Raw genomic sequence first — 18,577 nt, forward strand, 5'->3', positions numbered from 1 at the left:
CCGACGAACTCAACGGGCGCCCTCGACAAACTCTCGGATTCCGCACACCATCAGAAGCACTCGAAGAGGTGTTGCGTTGACCGCCTGAGCCCGCAGGCATTATGGGACGTTGGGAACTGGCCGCTGGAAGTCTCCCTCCCAGCGGCCAGCACTCGAACCGGATCCGGCGCTACGCCTCGATTACTGCGTCGAACACCATATTGACCTGGCCGGTGTAAGCGCCGCTGCGAGCGGTGAGCCCCGAAGAGTCCGCCGCCGGTGCGGCGGTCGCGGTGTAGGTAGCGAGCAGCCGTCCCGCCCCATCGGTGATCGGGATGGACTGTGGGGCAAAGTTCCCACCTGTGAGGACCAACTCCGGTACACCGTCGGTGTACCGCACCGACAGCGAACCGATGTCCTGCGGCTTCACTTCTGTTGCCGGGATCGTAACCAGCCTGGTGCCTTCGGGCTCGGCTTGTGACTCAGTCATGAGCAGTCCTCCTGTCGGCCTTCATCATTGGCAGTCGATGACTTCCCGCCGTACGACCGTCTGAGTCTGCGCCCTCTATCTGCCTCGACAACGACAACGGCCGCGTACCTCGGCAGATTTGAACAGGGCAACCAACCGCTCGGCGTACTCAATTCGGCTGTCCGCCCGGCCACTATCAGAACTCTACGAGGTAGTGATAGGTGTCGTTCCTCGGTCGGAGTGCGGGCTTAGTCGTCCCGTCGACGGTTTCCAGCACCCACGCCTTATGGTCGTCGGTGTACTCCTGCATGTTCCACGACCCGATCCACACCACCGAGTTGTCCCCCAATTCCGAAATCTTGAGGAACGCCACGGCTGCCTCTAGGTTCTTGTCCCTTACCTTCGCGAGATTGCCGCCGAACGAACGGGCCGCTCTAAGCGCGTCGAAGTAGGCCTGCTGGCCGGGACCGAGCATGTAAGGGTCGTCGGTCATCAGATGATTCCTTTCGGTTGAAATTTCCCGGGCTATCGAACGAAGCAGCCTTCGAGGGCCTTCTGGCTGAGTGTGCAGGTCATGCAGTTGGTCGGCGGCTATCTGAGAGCTAGCGGATATTCTCCGGGAGGTCGCAGCGGTTCAATGCGGGGTTGAATTGCATCCCTTCTGGGCACGAGCGCACATGTGCTTTTCCGTCACTACAGACGACGAACTTGGTGGGATCGGTCGGGTGAGGATGATCGCCGGCTTCCAAGCCTTCACAGAAATCCGCAGGCAGATCGGACATGCTCTATCCCTTCATCGGTGGTGGACTGACGAAACACTCACATCGGCGCTGACTAACGTCGGTGCAGCCGTTCTGGTAGGTCACAACGGTGCCGGACAAGCCGCCGCAGACCGTGGCAAGCGACACCGGGTTGATCGAGCGCGGTTGGGAAGGGACCCAGATCGGTCAATCTGCGCCCGTGCCCTCGGTGAAGGTCAAGGTCGTGTAGTCGCTGGGCTTGATGCCGACTGCACGCCCGCTCGGCTGGACGTCAGCGGCGGTGAGAAGTACACCGAGCTCGACGATCATCCGGCCCTCGGCGACGTCTTGTTCTGTCATCGTCGCGCCGAGGCCAACTTTGACCCAGTACGCCTGATCTGAAGTCTCTCCGTGCAGGTCGCCTTGCCTGTAGCGCTGCTGGAGGTAGGAGGAAATCCCCGATTTCGTGACTTGCCAACGGGTTTGGTTGTTGGGTTCGAACGCCGTGGTGGCGATGATCCGTTGAACATCTGCCTTGATCGAAGCGAGAATCTCATCGGGGGTGGTCTCCGAGACGACCTGTGTGTCCGACAACTCGCTGGTTACACCCTCGGTAGGCGATGGGGTTTCCGGCATGAACAGCCCTCTCCTTGAACGACATCGAAGGCCGCAGCAGCTGCCGGGCCTTCGTCGGACAACATAAATCGTCTCAGGGCGCCGCGTCTTTTGCTCAATATTCGCGGAGACAAGAGTCGGTGCGTTGTTGATGCCGAGATGGGCTCTGCCCGTTGACTTTTGCCAAGGCTTGCGCTGCCTGGCAACCGCGCGGGTTGGGCGAGCTCGGACAGGGCGGGTGGCCTGTCGTGGTGTTGGTGGCGGCCAGCCAACCAGAGCTAGGGGCCAGCTTGCTGCGTTGGCTTTCCGCGCAAGCATGATTGGCAGTTTCCGCGTCCGGGCATACCCGGTAATCGGCATTATGGTGCGTGGGCCAGCACGATTGTTCTAGCTATCTACCGGGGAGTTTGACCTCGTAGATCTCGCGGTCGGGGCGTAATCCGCGCCAGCTGGGGTGCCGCAAGCTCGAGGCGGTGCGCTCCCGGTAGGTGACTTCACCGACCAGCCGCGGGCTCACCCACCGCGCGGCCCCGGCCAGTGAGGCAGGCACGCTACCGGCGACCGGCGGGGCCGGAGTAGACAAGCCGATCAGTTCACGGTGCAGCGCCCGGCGGGCGGTGTTGGTGAACCCGGTCCCGACTCCTCCGAGGAGGATCAACCGGTTGTCGGTGTCGTGGGCGGCGATGAGCAAAGACCCGAACAATGGATTCGCGCGGGTGGGCAGCCACCCGACGATCACCACCTCGGTGGTGCGGCGCAGAGGCAGCTTGAGCCAGGCCGTAGATCTTCCACTGCGGTAGGACCCGTCGACGCGTTTGGCGACCACACCCTCGAGGTCGTGCTCGGCGGCGACTTCGAGCATCCGCGAGACCGGGACATCGAGGTAGTAGGGGCTGATTCGGATCGGGCCGTGTGGCAGACCGAGGCCGGCCAGGTGCTCGCGGCGGTCCAGGTACGGCAGGTCTCGCAGGTCGTGCCCGTCGACGCCGAGCAGGTCGAAGGCATACATCTGCGCGGGCACCGAGCGCAGCAGCGTCGCGCTGGGTCGCATCACTCCGAGACGGCGGCTCATCAACCCGAAGCGCGGCACCCCGCCGCGGTCGGGGGTGACGATCTCGCTGTCGAGAATCAGGACCCGGCCCGCCGCCAGCTCGATCAGCGCCTGGGCGATCTCCGGGAAACTGTGGGTGATCGTGTTGCCGTTGCGGGTGATCAGATGACAGGTATCGCTGGAAACCCTTGCAAGGCAACGGATTCCGTCGTATTTGAACTCGTAGGCGTACCGCAGGTCGTCATCGGCGGGAACCGGGCCTGCCGTCGCGAGCATCGGCGCCGGAACGCGCGCCATGATCGGTAGCCTAGCGATATAACAAACCGATCGGTTTCTAGGGTGGGTTTCGGCTGGCTTCCCTGTCGCCGTCAAGGCTGAGCAGGTGAGGTTTCCGCACGAACACCGGGCAGCCCGAGGCTGGTCAGCGACGGCGCTCGGGCGCTGCGTTCACTCATCTTGTCCAGGCTCGCCAGCTTCGCCGCGGCGGCGTGCAGGCTGACGCGCAGTCCCTCAACTTCCCCGGTCCAGCCGTAGGCTTTGGCTTCGGCGATCCTGTCGCGCAGGTTGGCGACGATCTCGACCAGCCGCGCGCGGGCGCGTGGGTCGATTTCCAGGCTCGGGCACCGGATACAAGCGTGTTCGTGGCGGCAGGGACTGCCGTAGGGGCGTGAGCAGGTGCCTAGTTCGAGTTTGCGCAGCTCGAAGTGCTGCTGGAACTCCCGCCACTCTTGCTCGGTGGGATCGCGGTATTCGGCTTGCGGGCGCAGGGCGCGGCGGTTGTCGAGGAAGGCCCGGTAGGCGCGCACCAGGTGTTCGTCGAAGACCGCGACATAGGTTTGGGTGGTGTTGATGTTGCGGTGCCCCAGCAGTTTCGCCGCGAGGTGCACCGGCAGGCCGTTGCCGACCGCGTCGGTGGCCCACAAGCGGCGGAAGTCGTGAGGGGTGTAGCGCAGCGGCCAGCCCGCGGCGTCGGTGAGCCCCGCGCGGGTCAGGGTGTCGCACAGGAACTTCTGGACCGTGGCGTAGCTGAAGGTCTTCCAGATCCATCCGGTGCGGTGCTGGAACAGATGCGGCAGCTGCGGGCCGACGACCTTCTCGTGGGCGTCGTAGCGGGCGGTCAACGGGACGGTGGCGTCGTGGTGGGCGCGCAGCCGGGAGATGATCGCGGCGAGCACGCTGGCCAGCTCCGGGCTGACCAGCAGCAGCCGTTCCTCGTTGCTCTTGGAGGGCACGATCTGCAGCATGGGCACGACTTCGCCGGTGGCGGGCACGGTGTAGGCGACCAAACCCAGGTGGGTGATCTCGAGCAGTTCCTCGATGCGGACACCGGTGTGGCGCAGTACCTCGATGATCGCCCACGCCCAGAACGCCTCGTGCTCGGTCTTGCCGATGTCGAGGACGGTGCCGGTGGCCAGGTCCTCGATGAGGTCGGGGCGCGTGGCCAGCCGCTCCAGGTCCTGATACGCCCCCGGCAGCGGACGCCGATACCGCCGCCCCTCGTGGGTGAAGGCCTCGCCGGCCGGGGTCGCCGCGGCTGCGGCCAGCAGCGCGGTCTGCTCGCCGCGATAGCGTTCGGCGGTCTCGACCAGGATCGGCAGGTGGTGCAGGCGTTCACGGATGCGCTGGGCGATCACGGCCTGGCGTCTGCGGTCGGCTTTGGCGGCCCCGCCGGTGTCGTGTTTGCGGATGGGGTTGGCCACGCTGTGGCGGGCCCAGTAGGAATCGTGCACGGCCCAGTCCTGAATGTCGCGGTAGAACGCGCGCACGGCGATCAGGGTCTGGAAGTAGCTGTCCTCGCTGCGGGCACCGCCCAAGCGCGTGATCTGGGTCCGCAGCCGGATCTTCCAGTCCTCCACGACCTGGCGCGGCAGCTGCACACTGTCGAGGTCGGGATGATGGGTTTGGATGTCGAACCAGAACGTATCGAGCAGCAAGGTGGCCATGCTCGCCCAGGTCGAGTAGTCCAGCGCGGAGCGGCGTTCTTCGAAGTAGCGGGTGAACACCTCCCGGACCTGCGGGGCCTGCACCCGGTAGTGCTCGACGATCTCCGCAGCGCTCAATTGCCCGCGGCGGGTGGCCTTGTCGAGGCTGTCGTGCTCGCCGAGGTCGGCGATACCGGCTAGCAGTGACCATCCCAGCGACAACCCGGCCGGGACCTGTTTGCCATCGCGGCGGTGCCAGGCACGGTAGGTCAGCAGATCGGTGGCGGTGAGCTGATCGGGGTCCTTGCCGGTGCGGGTGGCGACCTTGCTGATCGTGGTCAGCGCTTCCCGGCAATGCATCGCATCGATACCGCGCTCGGCGCCGCGCTGGGCGAGCTGTTCGTAGAGATCCGGGCGCCACAGCCGCCGGTATTTGCTGTAGATCCGCGAGGACCCGCACCCGTTGAGCAGGTCGTAGCTCGGAAACACGATCCGTAGCAGGATCAGGGCGCTCAGGCCGCCGAAGAGCTGGAAGCGCTGCCGATCCGGTGGCAGTGGGTGCTCTGCCCGCACCAGCCCATCGATCCAGTCGGTGCCGGCATCAGCGCCCGAGGCCAGCCAGCGCGCCTGCCACCCCTCGGCGCCGGTGCGAGAAAGCCAAGCCAGGATGTCGCCCGCGCCTTCGGGGATGCGTCGATTGGTGGTGCTGGGCTCTGACCACCACGGCAACTCAGGGATCATCTTCAGGATCTGCGGTATCGGCCAGTCATCACGTGCCCCGCTGGCCGCCACCTCCTGGGCCTCGGCCAATTCCTCGTGCCACACCACCACCGGCAACCGCCGCCGCGGTCCACGCACCTGAGGCTCCGCCACGGCCGCGGTCTCGAAATCCATACTCACAGCGGGCCTCCGAACAGCACCGTCAGATCGCTCTCGTCGTATCCAGGCGCGGGGGCCGGGGCGGGGCGGTCGGGGTCGGCGAGCTCGGCCAGGTGGCGGCGGACCCGGGCGATGGTCTCGGCCTCGTCTTGGACCAGGTAGATCTCGATGGTGGTCGACAGGTGCGCGTGCCCGAGGATGGTTTGCACGTCGCGTTCACTCAGATGCTCGTCGCGGGCCATGCGCAGGGCGGCGGTGTGGCGCAGGTCGTGCATCGACCAATTCGTCCCCAGCACCTCGTTGGCGCGGGTGAGGACTTTGCGCAACGCGTCATAGGTCATCGGCTGCCGACACAGGCCCTGGCCGCGGTCTCGACGCCGAAGTGTCTGCCACAGAGGATCGTTCGGCTCGGGCGGTGTCTCCAGATCGGCGATCCAGATCCGCAGCCAGACGAAGGCTTCGGCGCTGGCGGGCAGCCATTGGCTGGCGCCACTTCCCTTGCGGGTCACCCGGATCAGCTGCTCACCCCAATCCAAGTCGACCAGACGCAATCCGAGGATCTCCGCGGCGCGGGCCGCAGTGCTGACCGTCAACGCCAGCAGCGCCCGGTCCCGGTTGTGGCGCAGGGCCGCGAACAACTGTGCCCACTGCGGATCGGGGATCTCGCGGGGCCGCTGCTTGGGCAGCTTGGGGTTGTAGCGCAGGCAGCCGCCGTTGCGGAAGGGTTCGAGCGGATTGTGATGAGCGTGGCTGCGCCAGCCGCGACTGCTCAAGGGCACCGGGTTGAGCAGCGGACCTTCCCCGATCTCGATCCAGAACTCGTAGAACGAGCGCACGACCGCGTTCGAGTGCCGGATCGTGCGCGCGGCGTAGCGGTCATCGAGGTAACGCTTGCGAGTGATCGGGTTGACCGTGCCGGCAGTGTCGCGGGATTTGGTACGGGGCGTGTTTCGGGGTTTGGCGTGAAGACCCAGCCACAGCACCAGATCGCGGCACTCGGCAGAAGTTGCCTTGTCCCAGTCCACCCCCACCGCGCGCAGCCACCGCCACCACCGCAGCAGCGCGTAGGCGTAGCTGCGCACCGAACGCGGACTGTTGCCTTGCGCGAGGAAGTCGGTGAGGAACCGCCGGATCGGCGCTATGGGCACTTCCTGCTCGTCCACGACCAGGAACGGCACCAAGCCCTCTAGCTCGACAACTTTGCCCCACTTCGGAAGCCGGAGTTCCCGGATATCCCGCGCGCCGTCATCGTTCAAGCCCTCATCACCTCTCCCGGTCGACCACAGAGGTCTACCGGGCCGCGCGATCGAGCGATACCTGAACCACCGAAAACCGCTGCGGTAGTCCGGTCAACAGCTCGCAGTATCACCGACGCCCCGAGTCCTGGGTCTCCTCGAGCAGGCCGCCAGGCTGGGCTGGCACGCCCCGCGCATCAATCACATCCATGCCCGGCCCCGTCGACCTGCTCCGGCCGGCAGAGCCCCCGCGCTGTTGCGGCAAGACCCACCACCATCGCGAAGATCTCAGCGTTGACCTTGCCGCGGATGTCGACGGCCAGGTCGTTGAGGGTGCGGAACGCCGGCAGCTCGAACGAGCCCTCCACCAGCCGCTCCAACGCGACGTTGATCAGGTCGGCCGGGTCGTTCTTGCGCCGGGCGGCCTCCACGATCGCCTCGGCCGCGACCTTCCGCGCCGCCGGCGGGTCGTACACGACCTCGCTGCGCGCCCGGATCAACGTCCGATGCCGCTTGGCCGTGCGCTTCGAGGAGTACACCGGCTCCACCTCGGTCGGTACCGCAGATCCCTCGCACCCAAGCGATCTCCTCCGGCTGCGGCGTGTAGAACACGTGCAGCTCCCGCGCGGAGATGAACCGTTTGATGCGCGGATACGCGGTCCGCTCGATCGAAGCCACCGGCGTCACCCACCCGAACCAACAAGATCACCCGTATAGGTCGCGCCGACGGTACCAGGAAGACGATCATCCGCCAGACAATGCCTCCGGGCTGCGACAACTCATCGCAAGATCAACTCGTGGCCCCTTTTGGGCTTACCTTGGCTGCACCCCTATAGAGCTGTGTGGCTTGCCATCGTCCGGACGTGGTGGGACAGACTGAGCAGACAGCGGAACTCCTGGGAAATGGTTGGTCTTGGCGGACGAACCGTTCTACCAGCAGTTCCGCTGTCCCAATTCACAACACCCCAAGCACTCCACCATGATCTGCTTGACAGGCCGCCCACAGCGCTAACCGCGCGGCATTGGCGCTAGCGCTGGATCGCTGTGCCGGTGGCTGACGTTCTTGCAATCGAAGTATGTTGCGCCGCTGGGTCATCGGAAGGATCTGCTGACTGCGCTGAGTATGTACGCCGAGCATCGCTTCGCCGGGGAGTTGGCCGACCGGTGGGACGGGTCGACCTGGAACCTGCACATGGGCATTCTGTCGGCCTTCTACAAGTGGGTCGCGGAGGGATACACCGCTGCGGTCCCGTTCGTCGAGGTTGCCGAAATCCGCTGTTGGCCTACGACCTGTCTGTCGGCTTGGTCGCGAACACCCATCCTCAAGGCGGCATCGGAGCGAGCAACACTGCGGAGAAGTACGTGGTTGCGCTGCATCGGATGGTGACGACGCTGTCGGAACCGGATTCGACGGTTCGGCTCGGGATCTGACGAAGGCTGTCCTGTTGCGCTTTTGGATGAGCGAGAACCAAGCCCGCGAGGCGCACACCCGGATGTTGCTCAAAGGATTCGACGACGCGTCCGGTCTGCTGAGTTCGGAAGTGCGGCGATTGCTGGCCGGCCGCGGCGTGAATCCTCGTCAGCGAGAACAGCCTTATCTCGCCTACACCGACACCCACTGGGATCGGCTCGAATCGCCTGCAACACACCGGCGATCTTGCTGAGCTCACGTCATTGTGACACTGTCTGTCCCGTCTATATCTGTCTATTGTGAATGGTGGTGAGTCGTGCCAGAGTTCAACGGGCACAACGGCGCCGGGCAGCTCAGTCTGAGCACAGCGGCCGCGCGCAAGCTGTCGTCGACGACCAAGTCCGTACCGCAGATGCAGGGCATCACCCCGCGCTGGCTGCTTGACCAGTTGCCTTGGGTGGAGGCCAGGGGTGGTGCGTACCGGGTCAACCGGCGGCTGAACTACACGCTGGGCGACGGGCGACTGAACTTCCACGCCACCGGCAATGCGGTACAGGTCATTCCGGCCGAGCTGACCGAACTCCCATGGCTGCGGAATTTCGCCGATACCGACGTGTTGCAAGCCCTTGCCGACAGATTCACCCAACATGAATACGAACCGGGGGAAGTGTTGGTAGCGGCAGGCACTCGAGCCGACCAGCTCCATCTGCTCGTACACGGACGGCTCACCAAACTCAGCGAAGGCGAGTTCGGGGAAGAGTCGATCCTGGAAATCATCGCCGACGGTGACTATTTCGGCAACGAAGCATTGATCGGCCCCGAGAGTGCCTGGAATTACTCGATCAAGGCCACCACAGCCTGCACGGTGATGTCACTGCCAAAGTCGGCCTTTCAGGAGCTGCTCGAACAGTCCGAGGCACTGCGCGACCAGCTGGAGCGCTATCAAGCGACCAGAGGAAAATCGCAGAACGCTCATGGCGAGGCCGGTGTCGACGTTATGTCCGGTCATCGCGGTGAGGTTCCCATCGCAGGCACATTCGTCGACTATGAACTCAAGCCACGCGAATACGAGCTGAACATCGCGCAGACCATCCTTCGAGTGCACACCCGGGTCTCCGACCTCTACAACGAACCGATCGACCAGCTCGAGCAGCAACTGCGACTGACCATCGAAGCGGTGCGGGAGCGTCAGGAGTACGAGCTGGTCAACAACAAGGAATTCGGCCTGCTGCACAATGCGGACTTCAGCCAACGGATCTACACCCGTAGCGGCCCGCCCACTCCGCACGACATGGATCAGTTGCTCAACACCGTCTGGAAGAACCCCAGTTTCATTCTCGCCCATCCGGATGCCATTGCCGCCTTCCGCGACGAGTGCACCCGACAGGGCATTTCCCCGGAAACCATCCACGTCCCCGGCGGTCGACTGTCCGCATGGCGCGGTGTGCCCATCTATCCCTGCTGGAAAATCCCGATCAGCGATCGGCGCACCACGTCGATCATGGTGGTGCGCACCGGCGAAGCGGAACAGGGCGTCATCGGTCTGCGCAAGACCGGCCTGGTCGACGAGTACGAGCCCGGCCTGAGCGTGCGGTTCATGAGCATCGACGAGAAGGCGATCGTCAACTACCTGATCACCTGCTACTACTCGCTGGCCGTGCTGGTGCCGGACGCCCTGGGCGTACTGGAGAACGTTCAGCTCGGGAGCGCCCATGGCCCCCACCGCTGATGCGGACCCCTTCGCGCGCGCCCGTGAGCTGATCACCCCCGGCCTACAGGCAGCGGTGGACCGGATGAACCCAGCGACGTGCCAGGTCATCGGCTACCACTTCGGCTGGTGGGACGAACAGGGCCGTCCCCAGGCAGAAGGTGCGGGCAAGGCGGTGCGGCCCGCTTTGGCGATGCTCGCGGCGCGGGCCGTCGGCGGCACCGCCGAACGCGCGACCAACGCGGCCATCGCGGTCGAGCTGGCGCACAACTCCTCATTGCTGCATGACGACGTCATAGACTCCGACCGCACCCGGCGCCACCGCCCCACCGCGTGGACGGTCTACGGCATACCCGCAGCCATCCTCGCCGGTGACGCCCTGGTAACACTGGCTACCGAGGCTCTCATCGCAGACGGGCCGCCGCTGGCCACCGAGGGGGTGCCTCGACTCAATGCGGCACTGCTGCGGGTGGTTGACGGCCAAGTCGCCGACATGGCGTTCGAAGGCCGGTCTGACGTGCGGCTCGACGAGTGCATCGAGATGGCCGGCAACAAGACCAGCTCATTGTTCGCCGCCGCGTGCGAGCTTGGCGCGATTGCCGCCGGAGCCACGCCACAACGAGTCCGGCAGCTACGCCAGTTCGGTGAGCACCTCGGCCTCGCGTTCCAACTCGTCGACGATCTCCTCGGCATCTGGGGCGATCCGGCCACCACCGGCAAGCCCGTACTGTCCGACCTACGTACCCGCAAGAAGTCACTGCCAGTGGTGGCCGCCCTGGTCACTGGCAACAGCGCCGGCAGGCGGTTGGCCCAGCTGTACTATCGCGCCGATCCGCTGGACGATGCCGATCTGCGGACCTGCGCCGAGCTCATCGAGCAGGCTGGGGGACGCTCTTGGGCACGTGCGGAAGCGCAGCGCCAACGCGATGCGGCCCTGGAGTGTCTACGGGCGGCGAATCCGGAGTCGAAAGCCGCAGCGGAACTAATGTCCATCGCGCAACGGCTCAGCACTGTGCCTAACACGACTGGGCCTAACACGACGGCACTGGATATCACCGACATCACTGCGGCGATCCCCGTGCGCCCCAACGGTTTCGGCACCGCCACCGCACGGCAAGCTGTTGGCAGGCGCGCGACGGTGACTACCTCTGCTCTGTAGTTCGGCGTGGGTTTCGTTGATCGGGCCGATATCCGCTCACGCGTGACCCCCATCGCGCTCGACGATATGGAAGGAATACAGATGGCTCCGAGTGTTGCGGTCATCGGCTCCGGTGTGTCCGGCATGACTGCGGCCTACCTGCTGCGCAACAAGTTCGAGGTCACCGTGTTCGAGGCAGACTCCCGCCTGGGCGGTCACGTCGACACCCGGCATCCCGAACCCGGCTGGCCTGCGGAGATGGCGTTCGCGATTTCCAGCACCATCCACTACCCGAACTTCACCCGGCTACTGAAGGACCTCGGAGTCGCGACCAAGCCAGTGGACGTGTCCACGGAGGTGTTCTGCTCCGACTGTGGATTCGCTCACCGCAGCGACGACCCCATGGAGCTGGCCAGCCTCCCGTGCCGCCCACCTGGCGTCAGCGAACACGTCTGGCACCGATGCGTCGAGGACTCCAAGCGATTCGTGTCGCACCTGCGAGAGGCCATTCACGCCGAGCCGGACACCACCCTCGAGCAGTTTCTGCTCGAGGGAGAGTTTTCCACTTACTTCGCTCAGCACTTCGTCTACCCCCGGTTGCGGGTATGGCTCCTGACGGACCTCAGGTACACGCCCATCGGGTATCTGACCAACGTGCTGGACCGCTACGGGCTCCTCGGCGGTGCCGAGGCATTCCGATCCTGGTACGTGCTGGCCGAAGGCAGTGCGGCCTACATCAAGCGCATCGCCGCTACCGTGACCTCGATCAAGACCTCGACACCGGTACGCGCGGTCAGCCGTACCGGCGACGGAGTCGCCATCCGGGACGCCGCCGGGAACATCCACCACTTCGACAAGGCCGTGCTGGCCGTGCACGCCCCGCAGGCGCTCGCCTTGCTCACCGAACCCACCGCCGAGCAACGGTCCGTACTCAACGCGTTCGACTACACGCCGCTCGAGGCGGTGCTGCACACGGACGACAGCATGCTGCCCACCGGATCAGGCAACGCCGGTGTCACGATCCAACTGTCCTGTGCCAACCCACATCTGCCGCCGCTCACTGCCCACGCAAACATGAATCGAATGCGCGGTGAGACATCGTCCACGACGTACTGGGTGACCTACGACCCCTTCACTCCGGTGAATCCGGCCAGTGCGCTGGCCCGTGAGGTCTTCCGCCACCCGACCATGACCCTGCGGTCCGCCACGGCCCAACGCCGCCTGCCCGCGCTGTCCGATCACGTCCTCGCCTTCGCGGGCTCCTACCACGGCGACGGCTTCCACGAATCCGGCTGCGCCTCGGGGGTAGCGGCGGCGGAGGCACTCACCGGCAAGGACGCCGAGACCCTGTTCAAGGAAGCGGCGTTCAAGGAAGCAGCATCCACGAGCGTGCACCACACCGCGAATCGAACCCCGGACCGGTCCCGGCCCAAGCCACGGGGCCGCGCGGTACACCTCCTGTCGACAGGCCGCCCCCCGATCAGACACCTTCGCCCGCCCGGCCTTGACGTCCTTCACTTCTCCGGGCGCCGCGCCCTTGCCGCCGTCCCCGACGCCGGCCACCGCGCGATGGTCGCCGGCGTCCTGGCCTCCGGCCTGGTCGACGAAATGATCGCCCGCACCGCGGGCTTCGACCCGCCCATCGACCTCGCGAAGGTCCGCGCCAACGTCGACATGCTCACCACGGAGTTCGCGGCCTTCGGCGTCACCGTTCCCGCTGCCACCACCAGGGACCTCACGCTGATGCGCGCCCTGCTGGTGCCCGTCGCCGACGACGCGCTCGCCCTTGCCCTCGACCGCCTCTGGGTATTCACCCTCAACGTCGACGATGTGTGCTGCCACGATCCCGTGGAAGCCGAAGCCATCATGCGGGACGGCATACTGGCTGGGCAGTCCGCATCATCGTCGTACACCGAATACATCCAGCACATGTTCACCGAAGTCGCGCGGTTCTGCGATCCGACATTCCTAGCCGTCTTCAAGACCTTCTTCTACAACGCGATTACCGGCGTCCTCATGGAGGCAGAGTTCACGCCGGAAGCGTCCGACGAGATCGACAGTGACTTCGTCCGTACTTTCAACGGCTACGGCCAGTTCTGGTTCACCTCACTTCAGTTCATCGACCCCTGCTTGAGCGCCCACCGCAATCGGGCATTCTGGTCGGCGGCGCTGAGCTCCGGTGAGGCGTTTCTCAGCGACATGAATGACGTCCTGTCCTTCTACAAGGAGGCGGTGCATGGTGAGGACTTCCTCGTCAGCAGGATCTATCGCCGCTCGGTACAGGAGAATATTCCTTACCTCGCCGCCTACCGCCGGAGCCTCGACGGCGGCCGGGCCGCCTACCGCCGAATCCTGGATCTCGCCACTGACGAGCAACGCCCGCACCTAGACCGCTTCTTGACCGGCTACGTGTACTGGCACTTCGTCTGCCGCCGCTGCCGCTGGCAGGACATCTACCCTGGGCTGCCCCCGATCGACATCTACGATCAATCCGATTCAGCGCCTCATCGATGAACAGAGAATCGCGATCATGCTTATCATCGCCTTCAAACCCGGACACGACGGTGGAATAGTCGCCGGTTCGACCCGAGCCGTGACTACGGCTTTCTAGCGGTCGACACACTGCGTCGAATTCGGGACGGCGTGCACTGGCGGGAGGCGGCGGAAGCCGTGTTCGATCACCAGGGTTCCTGTGGCAACGGTGCGGCCATGCGAGTCGCCCCGCTGGGTGCCTATTACGCCGACGATCCGGAAAGGGGTGCCGCCGAAGCGGTCCGGTCGGCGCAGGTGACGCATCTGCATCCCGAAGGTGTCCTCGGCGCGGTCGCGGTGGCGCTCGCGGCCGGTCAGGCCGCTCATGCCCGCCTGCTCGGGAGTCGGCCCACACCATGGGAATTCATCACCGCCGTCCTCGACCGCCTCGACGACGGTGACACGAGCCGACTGATTCGCCGTGCTCGCACCCTGCTCGGAGCTTCCGCGAAGGAGGCCGCGGATGAACTCGGCAACGGATCTCTGGTCACCGCACAGAACACGGTGCCGTTCACGATGTGGGTCGCGGCAACACATCTGGACGACTACCCGGCCGCGATCACCACATGTATCGCGGCAGACGGAGATATCGACACCACCAGCGCCATCGTCGGCGGGATCGTCGCCGCCTACACCGGCACCAGCAGCGCTGGTCCGATCGTCGGAGTGCCGCACACCTGGCTTGCCGCGCGAGAATCGTTGCCCGGCTGGTTCAACCCGATCCGACGAACACGACGACGCGAAAATTCTGCATCCGCCCGCGTTCGACGATGGCTATCCGGCACGTCGTGAGGATAGCCAACCGGTCGATCTCACTGTCATCACCCCGCTGGTTCGGTCCACCTGGACCAATCGTCAGGCCGCAATGTTGTCGCCGATCGGGTTATCGCCATCGCCGATCCGAGTCCGGCCACGGGCCACGACGCAGGCCCACGGGCTCGACGCTTACACGGACCGCATCGCGTCGACTCTACGGAGAGGTCATCACTCGCATCCCTTCGGCATCGAAGGCGGCCAGCAGGGCCGGATCATTGATCAGAGGGGACATGGCAGTCGGGCACCTACGCCAGGGTCAGTACCCGTCGTCGATGAAGCACGTGTGCGTAGTGGTCGACTCCCACTCCCGGCATGACGACCCACGCCGCCCGCCGATCAGTTCCATGCCCATCCGAGCGCCGAGTCACGGAACGCCGACCGCTGCCAGGGCTGCTGCGGGGCCAAGTTCTGACATGGCTCGGGTACACACTTATACCACGGGGACTGGGCCATTATATTTGCCAAAAAGTAGCTATTGCGTCGGGATAGCCGGTGCGTCTTGTCGGCGACACGCCGTGACGGGTCGGATACGCGGATTTGCGCTTCTGGTCTCGACCTTGCTGACAAGCGGTTCCGCGAGGGCTCATTGGACGCCGATGGGCCGTGTACCAAGCCGCTTGCGATGGTGCCAGAGCGTTCCGACCATGAGCAGGCCGATTTCGATCCATCTCACCAAAATCTCACACTTTCGATGGGAAAATGTCCGAATTCGCTGGGGTGTCTCGAGCATTCGACTTTTGGCAAATAGTGTGCTGATCAGGCATTTTTAGAAGCGTCAGGATAGGTTCAGTGAATTTGAACCTGTGTCAAGTGGTAGCAGGTTCAAATCCTGTCAACCCGACCGCAAAAATCCCTTCCGACCAGAGTCGGAAGGGGTTTCCCGTTCATGGGCAAGGGCCCGAATTCGACCCGAGCCAGCCAAAATCTCATATTTTCGGGCTCGCGCCGAGCGCCCAGCGCTCGAGCACGTCCCGATTGTCCGGAACCGTCTCGGGCACATCGATGTAGTGAGCTTTGACCACGGCGCGGGTGTTGCCCAGCTGGCGTGCGGCACCTTCGGCGTCACCGTAGGCGTGATCGACCGCGGTGGCCGCGCCTTTGCGGAAGGTCCGCGGGGTGACCCAGGAGAACTTCTCCCCCGCGCGCCCGGCCAGGTCCGGCCGAAGTTGCTCGGGTTGCGCACCGACCCGTTGCGGGCCAGGAACAACGCCCCATCGAGTTGGGTCGAGCTGATGTCTCCAGGTCCTTGATCGCCTCGTTCGATGCCGGGCCAGCCCGCTGACTAAGCTACCGAATTCGCTACCCCAACAACAACAATCTTGAAAGGCGACCTCAACTGCCGGCGGCTCGTCGGGGACAACCATTGGCCCCCAACAACCGAATTCGACGAGCTCGTCGCCTACTTCCCGTCACCGGTCACCGCCTTGCGTACCCTCAAATCCGACGTCATCGTCGGCCTCACACCCGCACACGTCGAGCAACTCGATTCGACACGACCGGCCTGGCGGACCAACGGTGAATACACCGTCATCCAAAGCAGCTGATCGGACTGTCCGATCACACGGGTCAAGTCACAGCGCCCGCGATGCTGACCCGCACCACAGGCAGCGGTCCCCGCAATCCACCAGGTAATGCGCCGCTCTCCGGGGCTCCCGACCATCGCCGCTCGCGACACGGCAATGATCGAAGCCGCCACCGAACGCCGCCCGCGGTGGTCAGCGACCTCTTCGGCGTATGGCACGTGAGCGGAATGCCACAATGATGCATGGCGACCAAACCGATCCTGACCGTAATCAGCGGACCACCAGGAAGCGGCAAAACTACACTCGCGCACGCCCTTGCCGATCGGATGGGCTGCCCGACAGTCGTCCGCGACGAAATCAAACAGGGCATGGTCCTGGCCGCCCCCGAACACCCCGACGAGGGATACGACACCCTCAACATTCCGGCACTCAACGCATTCTTCGACGTACTCACAGTCCTGGCCCGCGCCAAGGTCAGCGTCGTCGCTGAAGCCGCCTTCCAGCACAAGCTCTGGTTCCCAAACCTGGCACCTCTCATCAAGGTCGCCGACATTCGCGTCATCCACTGCACCGCACCAACAGCACTGATACACGACCGCGTCACCGACCGCCACCGTCACGCCCACAACGACAGCGGTCTCGTCACGGCGATCGCCACCAGTGCCCAATCACCCATCGAATCCTTCGACCCGATCAACCTCGACGTACCAGCACTGTCCGTGGACACCAGCAACGGCTACCGGCCCGACCTCGACACGATCACGAAGTTCGCCACACAACCGCACCAGAGCGCCTCAACCAACGGCTGACAGGAGCACGCACGCTGTAGCACTGTCAGGCCACAGCGCGGATCTTTTCCCAGCTCCCACCCCTGGTCTCGGGCACATGACAACCAACCAGGCCCAGGTTCAGCCTCGTTCAAGGGCACCCAGCTCGTACCTCTCCACCAGCGCCTGCACCACCAACGATCCGAGCAGCTCTACGCCCAGATCCTGCAATGGGCGCAGACCGTCGCAGTGCCACAAGCTGTCCGCCTGCGGGCAAGCCGGTGCCTCCAGCGACCAGCCGCTCAGCAGCCCGGCGGTCCTCACACACTCCGACCAAACGTCCACGTAGATGGCTGCGACCTCCGCCGCGCACCACGCGGCGGAGGCGTTGTAGCGCAACAGCTCCCGGTTCGCGGCAATGACATCCAGGTCGGCTTCGGTGTCCGGGCTCCACCTCAGTTGAAACCTTCCCCTTCCAGCCCACGCGGGCAGGATGCCCGACCGCTACTGATACCCGAGTATGTGTTGTCCTGGGCGAGGTCTGAACTCAAAATAAGCCATTCCCTTCAACTTCCAGCGGTGAAGTCGGGCAAGATGGGTCAATCGTGAACACAGCACTGATCATCGGGGACGTCCAGCGGGGCATCACGGCCAACTATCCATTCGCCGCACAGGTGGTGGACCCACTGTACGAACTGCTCCCCCGAGTTCGCGAGGTCGGCACGCTTGTAGTGTTCGTGCGATTTGCCCTGCGCCCCGATGGAATCGACTTGCCGCGACACAGCGAGTTGTTCCGAACCTTCCACGAAGCGGGCGACGCCTTTCATGAGGGGGCACCCGGAACGGAGATCGAATTGCCGGTCGCCGCAAAGGATGTCATCGTGTCCAAGCGCCGTGTCAGCGCATTCGCAGGCACCGATCTCGACCTCATACTCCGTGCGAACGGTGTCGACACGCTCGCGATCGCAGGTGTCGCCACCAGCGCAATGGTAGCTGCAACGTGCTACGACGCAGCAGACCGCGACTACCAGGTGATCGTTCTGCGCGACGGCTGCGCCGACGCCGAACCGACAATGCACGACTTCTTCATGGTTACCGTTTTCCCCAATCGCGGTTTCGAGGTTGTCACCTGCGCCGAATGGCTGCCGTCACCGACACCGCAACGCATGTCACGGGAGGCAATCCAATGCGCGGAGGAATCACTGACGGCGATCGTTGCCGAACTGCGCGGTGAGCGCATCACCGAGGTCGTGTACTACCTGCTGACCACCGACGATGAGGACATCTATGTCGATGAATGGGAGTATCCCGGCTGGGACGAACCGCGGATGGGCGTCGAACTGATCACCGACAGCGGCCGGCACTACTCGGCGAGAACCACCGATGCCTTCACCGAATACGGGATGGAGATTGTCCGCAAACCGATGTCCGAGGTCCTTCGACTCGACCTCGGCGGCATCAAGCCGGTACCGGCAACCGTCGGTCAGTATTGGGTCGATCTGGTCGACAAACCGATCGTCACAGCCGACATCTGTTGGGACAACCATCCCGACGACGGAATCCGATACCCAGCGGCCATCCGTCTCGGCATCGACGACAAGGCCGTATGGATCGCGGCAGGCACGTCCGGCCCCTCCGGAACCGGCTACAACTTCTGGCTCGGCCTCGACGACGTGATGGTCGTATTCACCCCGGCACTCAGCGAAGAGATCGGCATCCCGGAACCAAGCTGACAACACAAGCCGGGTCCGAGCGGGCGTCTCTGTCGCCGCCCAGGACGACGGTGACGCGG

At 64.6% G+C, this 18,577-nt stretch carries 18 protein-coding genes and 1 pseudogene; 10 read left to right on the top strand and 9 right to left on the bottom strand.

The window, feature by feature from the left end:
• Window positions 1–169: 169 nt before the first annotated feature.
• From AB0H00_RS28850 to AB0H00_RS28885, 8 genes are all read right to left on the bottom strand, one after another.
• Entirely contained in the window at window positions 170–469 is a 300-nt protein-coding gene (locus AB0H00_RS28850) for a hypothetical protein (protein WP_357272439.1), read from the bottom strand.
• A 175-nt stretch (window positions 470–644) separates the two neighbouring features.
• Complete coding sequence (locus tag AB0H00_RS28855) at window positions 645–941, bottom strand: hypothetical protein (RefSeq protein ID WP_357272441.1); 297 nt, start codon at window positions 939–941, stop codon at window positions 645–647.
• Window positions 942–1,050: 109 nt separating this feature from the next.
• On the bottom strand, window positions 1,051–1,230 hold the full coding sequence (locus AB0H00_RS28860) for a chitin binding peritrophin-A domain-containing protein (protein ID WP_357272443.1): 180 nt from the start codon (window positions 1,228–1,230) through the stop codon (window positions 1,051–1,053).
• A 165-nt stretch (window positions 1,231–1,395) separates the two neighbouring features.
• Window positions 1,396–1,824 carry a hypothetical protein gene (locus AB0H00_RS28865; RefSeq protein WP_357272445.1) on the bottom strand — a complete coding sequence of 143 codons (429 nt, stop codon included), beginning with the start codon at window positions 1,822–1,824 and terminating at the stop codon, window positions 1,396–1,398.
• A 370-nt stretch (window positions 1,825–2,194) separates the two neighbouring features.
• Window positions 2,195–3,151 carry an ATP-dependent DNA ligase gene (locus tag AB0H00_RS28870; RefSeq protein WP_357272447.1) on the bottom strand — a complete coding sequence of 319 codons (957 nt, stop codon included), beginning with the start codon at window positions 3,149–3,151 and terminating at the stop codon, window positions 2,195–2,197.
• A 71-nt stretch (window positions 3,152–3,222) separates the two neighbouring features.
• On the bottom strand, window positions 3,223–5,670 hold the full coding sequence (locus AB0H00_RS28875; protein WP_357272513.1) for a site-specific integrase: 2,448 nt from the start codon (window positions 5,668–5,670) through the stop codon (window positions 3,223–3,225).
• 2 nt (window positions 5,671–5,672) lie between these two features.
• Window positions 5,673–6,911: a tyrosine-type recombinase/integrase gene (locus AB0H00_RS28880; RefSeq protein WP_357272449.1), complete on the bottom strand. Its 1,239-nt coding sequence runs from the start codon at window positions 6,909–6,911 to the stop codon at window positions 5,673–5,675.
• A 176-nt stretch (window positions 6,912–7,087) separates the two neighbouring features.
• Complete coding sequence (locus AB0H00_RS28885; protein WP_357272451.1) at window positions 7,088–7,438, bottom strand: DUF4158 domain-containing protein; 351 nt, start codon at window positions 7,436–7,438, stop codon at window positions 7,088–7,090.
• Window positions 7,439–8,168: 730 nt separating this feature from the next.
• On the opposite strand from AB0H00_RS28885, the gene AB0H00_RS28890 reads away from it, so the two are divergent.
• The 9 genes and pseudogenes from AB0H00_RS28890 (at window position 8,169) to AB0H00_RS28930 (ending at window position 16,827) form a co-directional block, all read left to right on the top strand.
• Window positions 8,169–8,321: a hypothetical protein gene (locus AB0H00_RS28890; RefSeq protein WP_357272452.1), complete on the top strand. Its 153-nt coding sequence runs from the start codon at window positions 8,169–8,171 to the stop codon at window positions 8,319–8,321.
• 26 nt (window positions 8,322–8,347) lie between these two features.
• Entirely contained in the window at window positions 8,348–8,554 is a 207-nt protein-coding gene (locus AB0H00_RS28895) for a hypothetical protein (RefSeq protein WP_357272454.1), read from the top strand.
• A gap of 63 nt (window positions 8,555–8,617) precedes the next feature.
• Entirely contained in the window at window positions 8,618–10,030 is a 1,413-nt protein-coding gene (locus AB0H00_RS28900; protein WP_357272456.1) for a family 2B encapsulin nanocompartment shell protein, read from the top strand.
• Window positions 10,014–11,168 carry a polyprenyl synthetase family protein gene (locus AB0H00_RS28905; RefSeq protein WP_357272458.1) on the top strand — a complete coding sequence of 385 codons (1,155 nt, stop codon included), beginning with the start codon at window positions 10,014–10,016 and terminating at the stop codon, window positions 11,166–11,168. Before AB0H00_RS28900 ends, AB0H00_RS28905 begins: the two co-directional genes overlap by 17 nt.
• A gap of 81 nt (window positions 11,169–11,249) precedes the next feature.
• Window positions 11,250–13,661 carry an FAD-dependent oxidoreductase gene (locus AB0H00_RS28910; protein WP_357272460.1) on the top strand — a complete coding sequence of 804 codons (2,412 nt, stop codon included), beginning with the start codon at window positions 11,250–11,252 and terminating at the stop codon, window positions 13,659–13,661.
• 54 nt (window positions 13,662–13,715) lie between these two features.
• A pseudogene (locus tag AB0H00_RS28915) lies at window positions 13,716–14,471 on the top strand (ADP-ribosylglycohydrolase family protein); the annotation flags it as partial.
• A 1,031-nt stretch (window positions 14,472–15,502) separates the two neighbouring features.
• Window positions 15,503–15,745: a hypothetical protein gene (locus AB0H00_RS28920; protein WP_357272462.1), complete on the top strand. Its 243-nt coding sequence runs from the start codon at window positions 15,503–15,505 to the stop codon at window positions 15,743–15,745.
• 69 nt (window positions 15,746–15,814) lie between these two features.
• Window positions 15,815–16,039, top strand: coding sequence for an ARMT1-like domain-containing protein (locus AB0H00_RS28925; protein ID WP_357272464.1), 225 nt, complete (start codon window positions 15,815–15,817; stop codon window positions 16,037–16,039).
• A gap of 221 nt (window positions 16,040–16,260) precedes the next feature.
• Window positions 16,261–16,827: an AAA family ATPase gene (locus tag AB0H00_RS28930; protein ID WP_357272466.1), complete on the top strand. Its 567-nt coding sequence runs from the start codon at window positions 16,261–16,263 to the stop codon at window positions 16,825–16,827.
• Between the two features lie 99 nt (window positions 16,828–16,926).
• Here AB0H00_RS28930 and AB0H00_RS28935 read toward each other — a convergent pair whose 3' ends face one another.
• The gene (locus AB0H00_RS28935) at window positions 16,927–17,109 is read right to left on the bottom strand and encodes a hypothetical protein (RefSeq protein WP_357272468.1); all 183 of its coding nucleotides are present in this window, start codon (window positions 17,107–17,109) and stop codon (window positions 16,927–16,929) included.
• 281 nt (window positions 17,110–17,390) lie between these two features.
• Between AB0H00_RS28935 and AB0H00_RS28940 the strand changes: the two genes are divergently transcribed.
• The gene (locus AB0H00_RS28940; protein ID WP_357272469.1) at window positions 17,391–18,518 is read left to right on the top strand and encodes a cysteine hydrolase; all 1,128 of its coding nucleotides are present in this window, start codon (window positions 17,391–17,393) and stop codon (window positions 18,516–18,518) included.
• The last annotated feature ends 59 nt before the right edge of the window (window positions 18,519–18,577 follow it).

The sequence above is a fragment of the Nocardia sp. NPDC023852 genome, assembly GCF_040639505.1.
Classification (GTDB): Bacteria; Actinomycetota; Actinomycetes; order Mycobacteriales; family Mycobacteriaceae; genus Nocardia.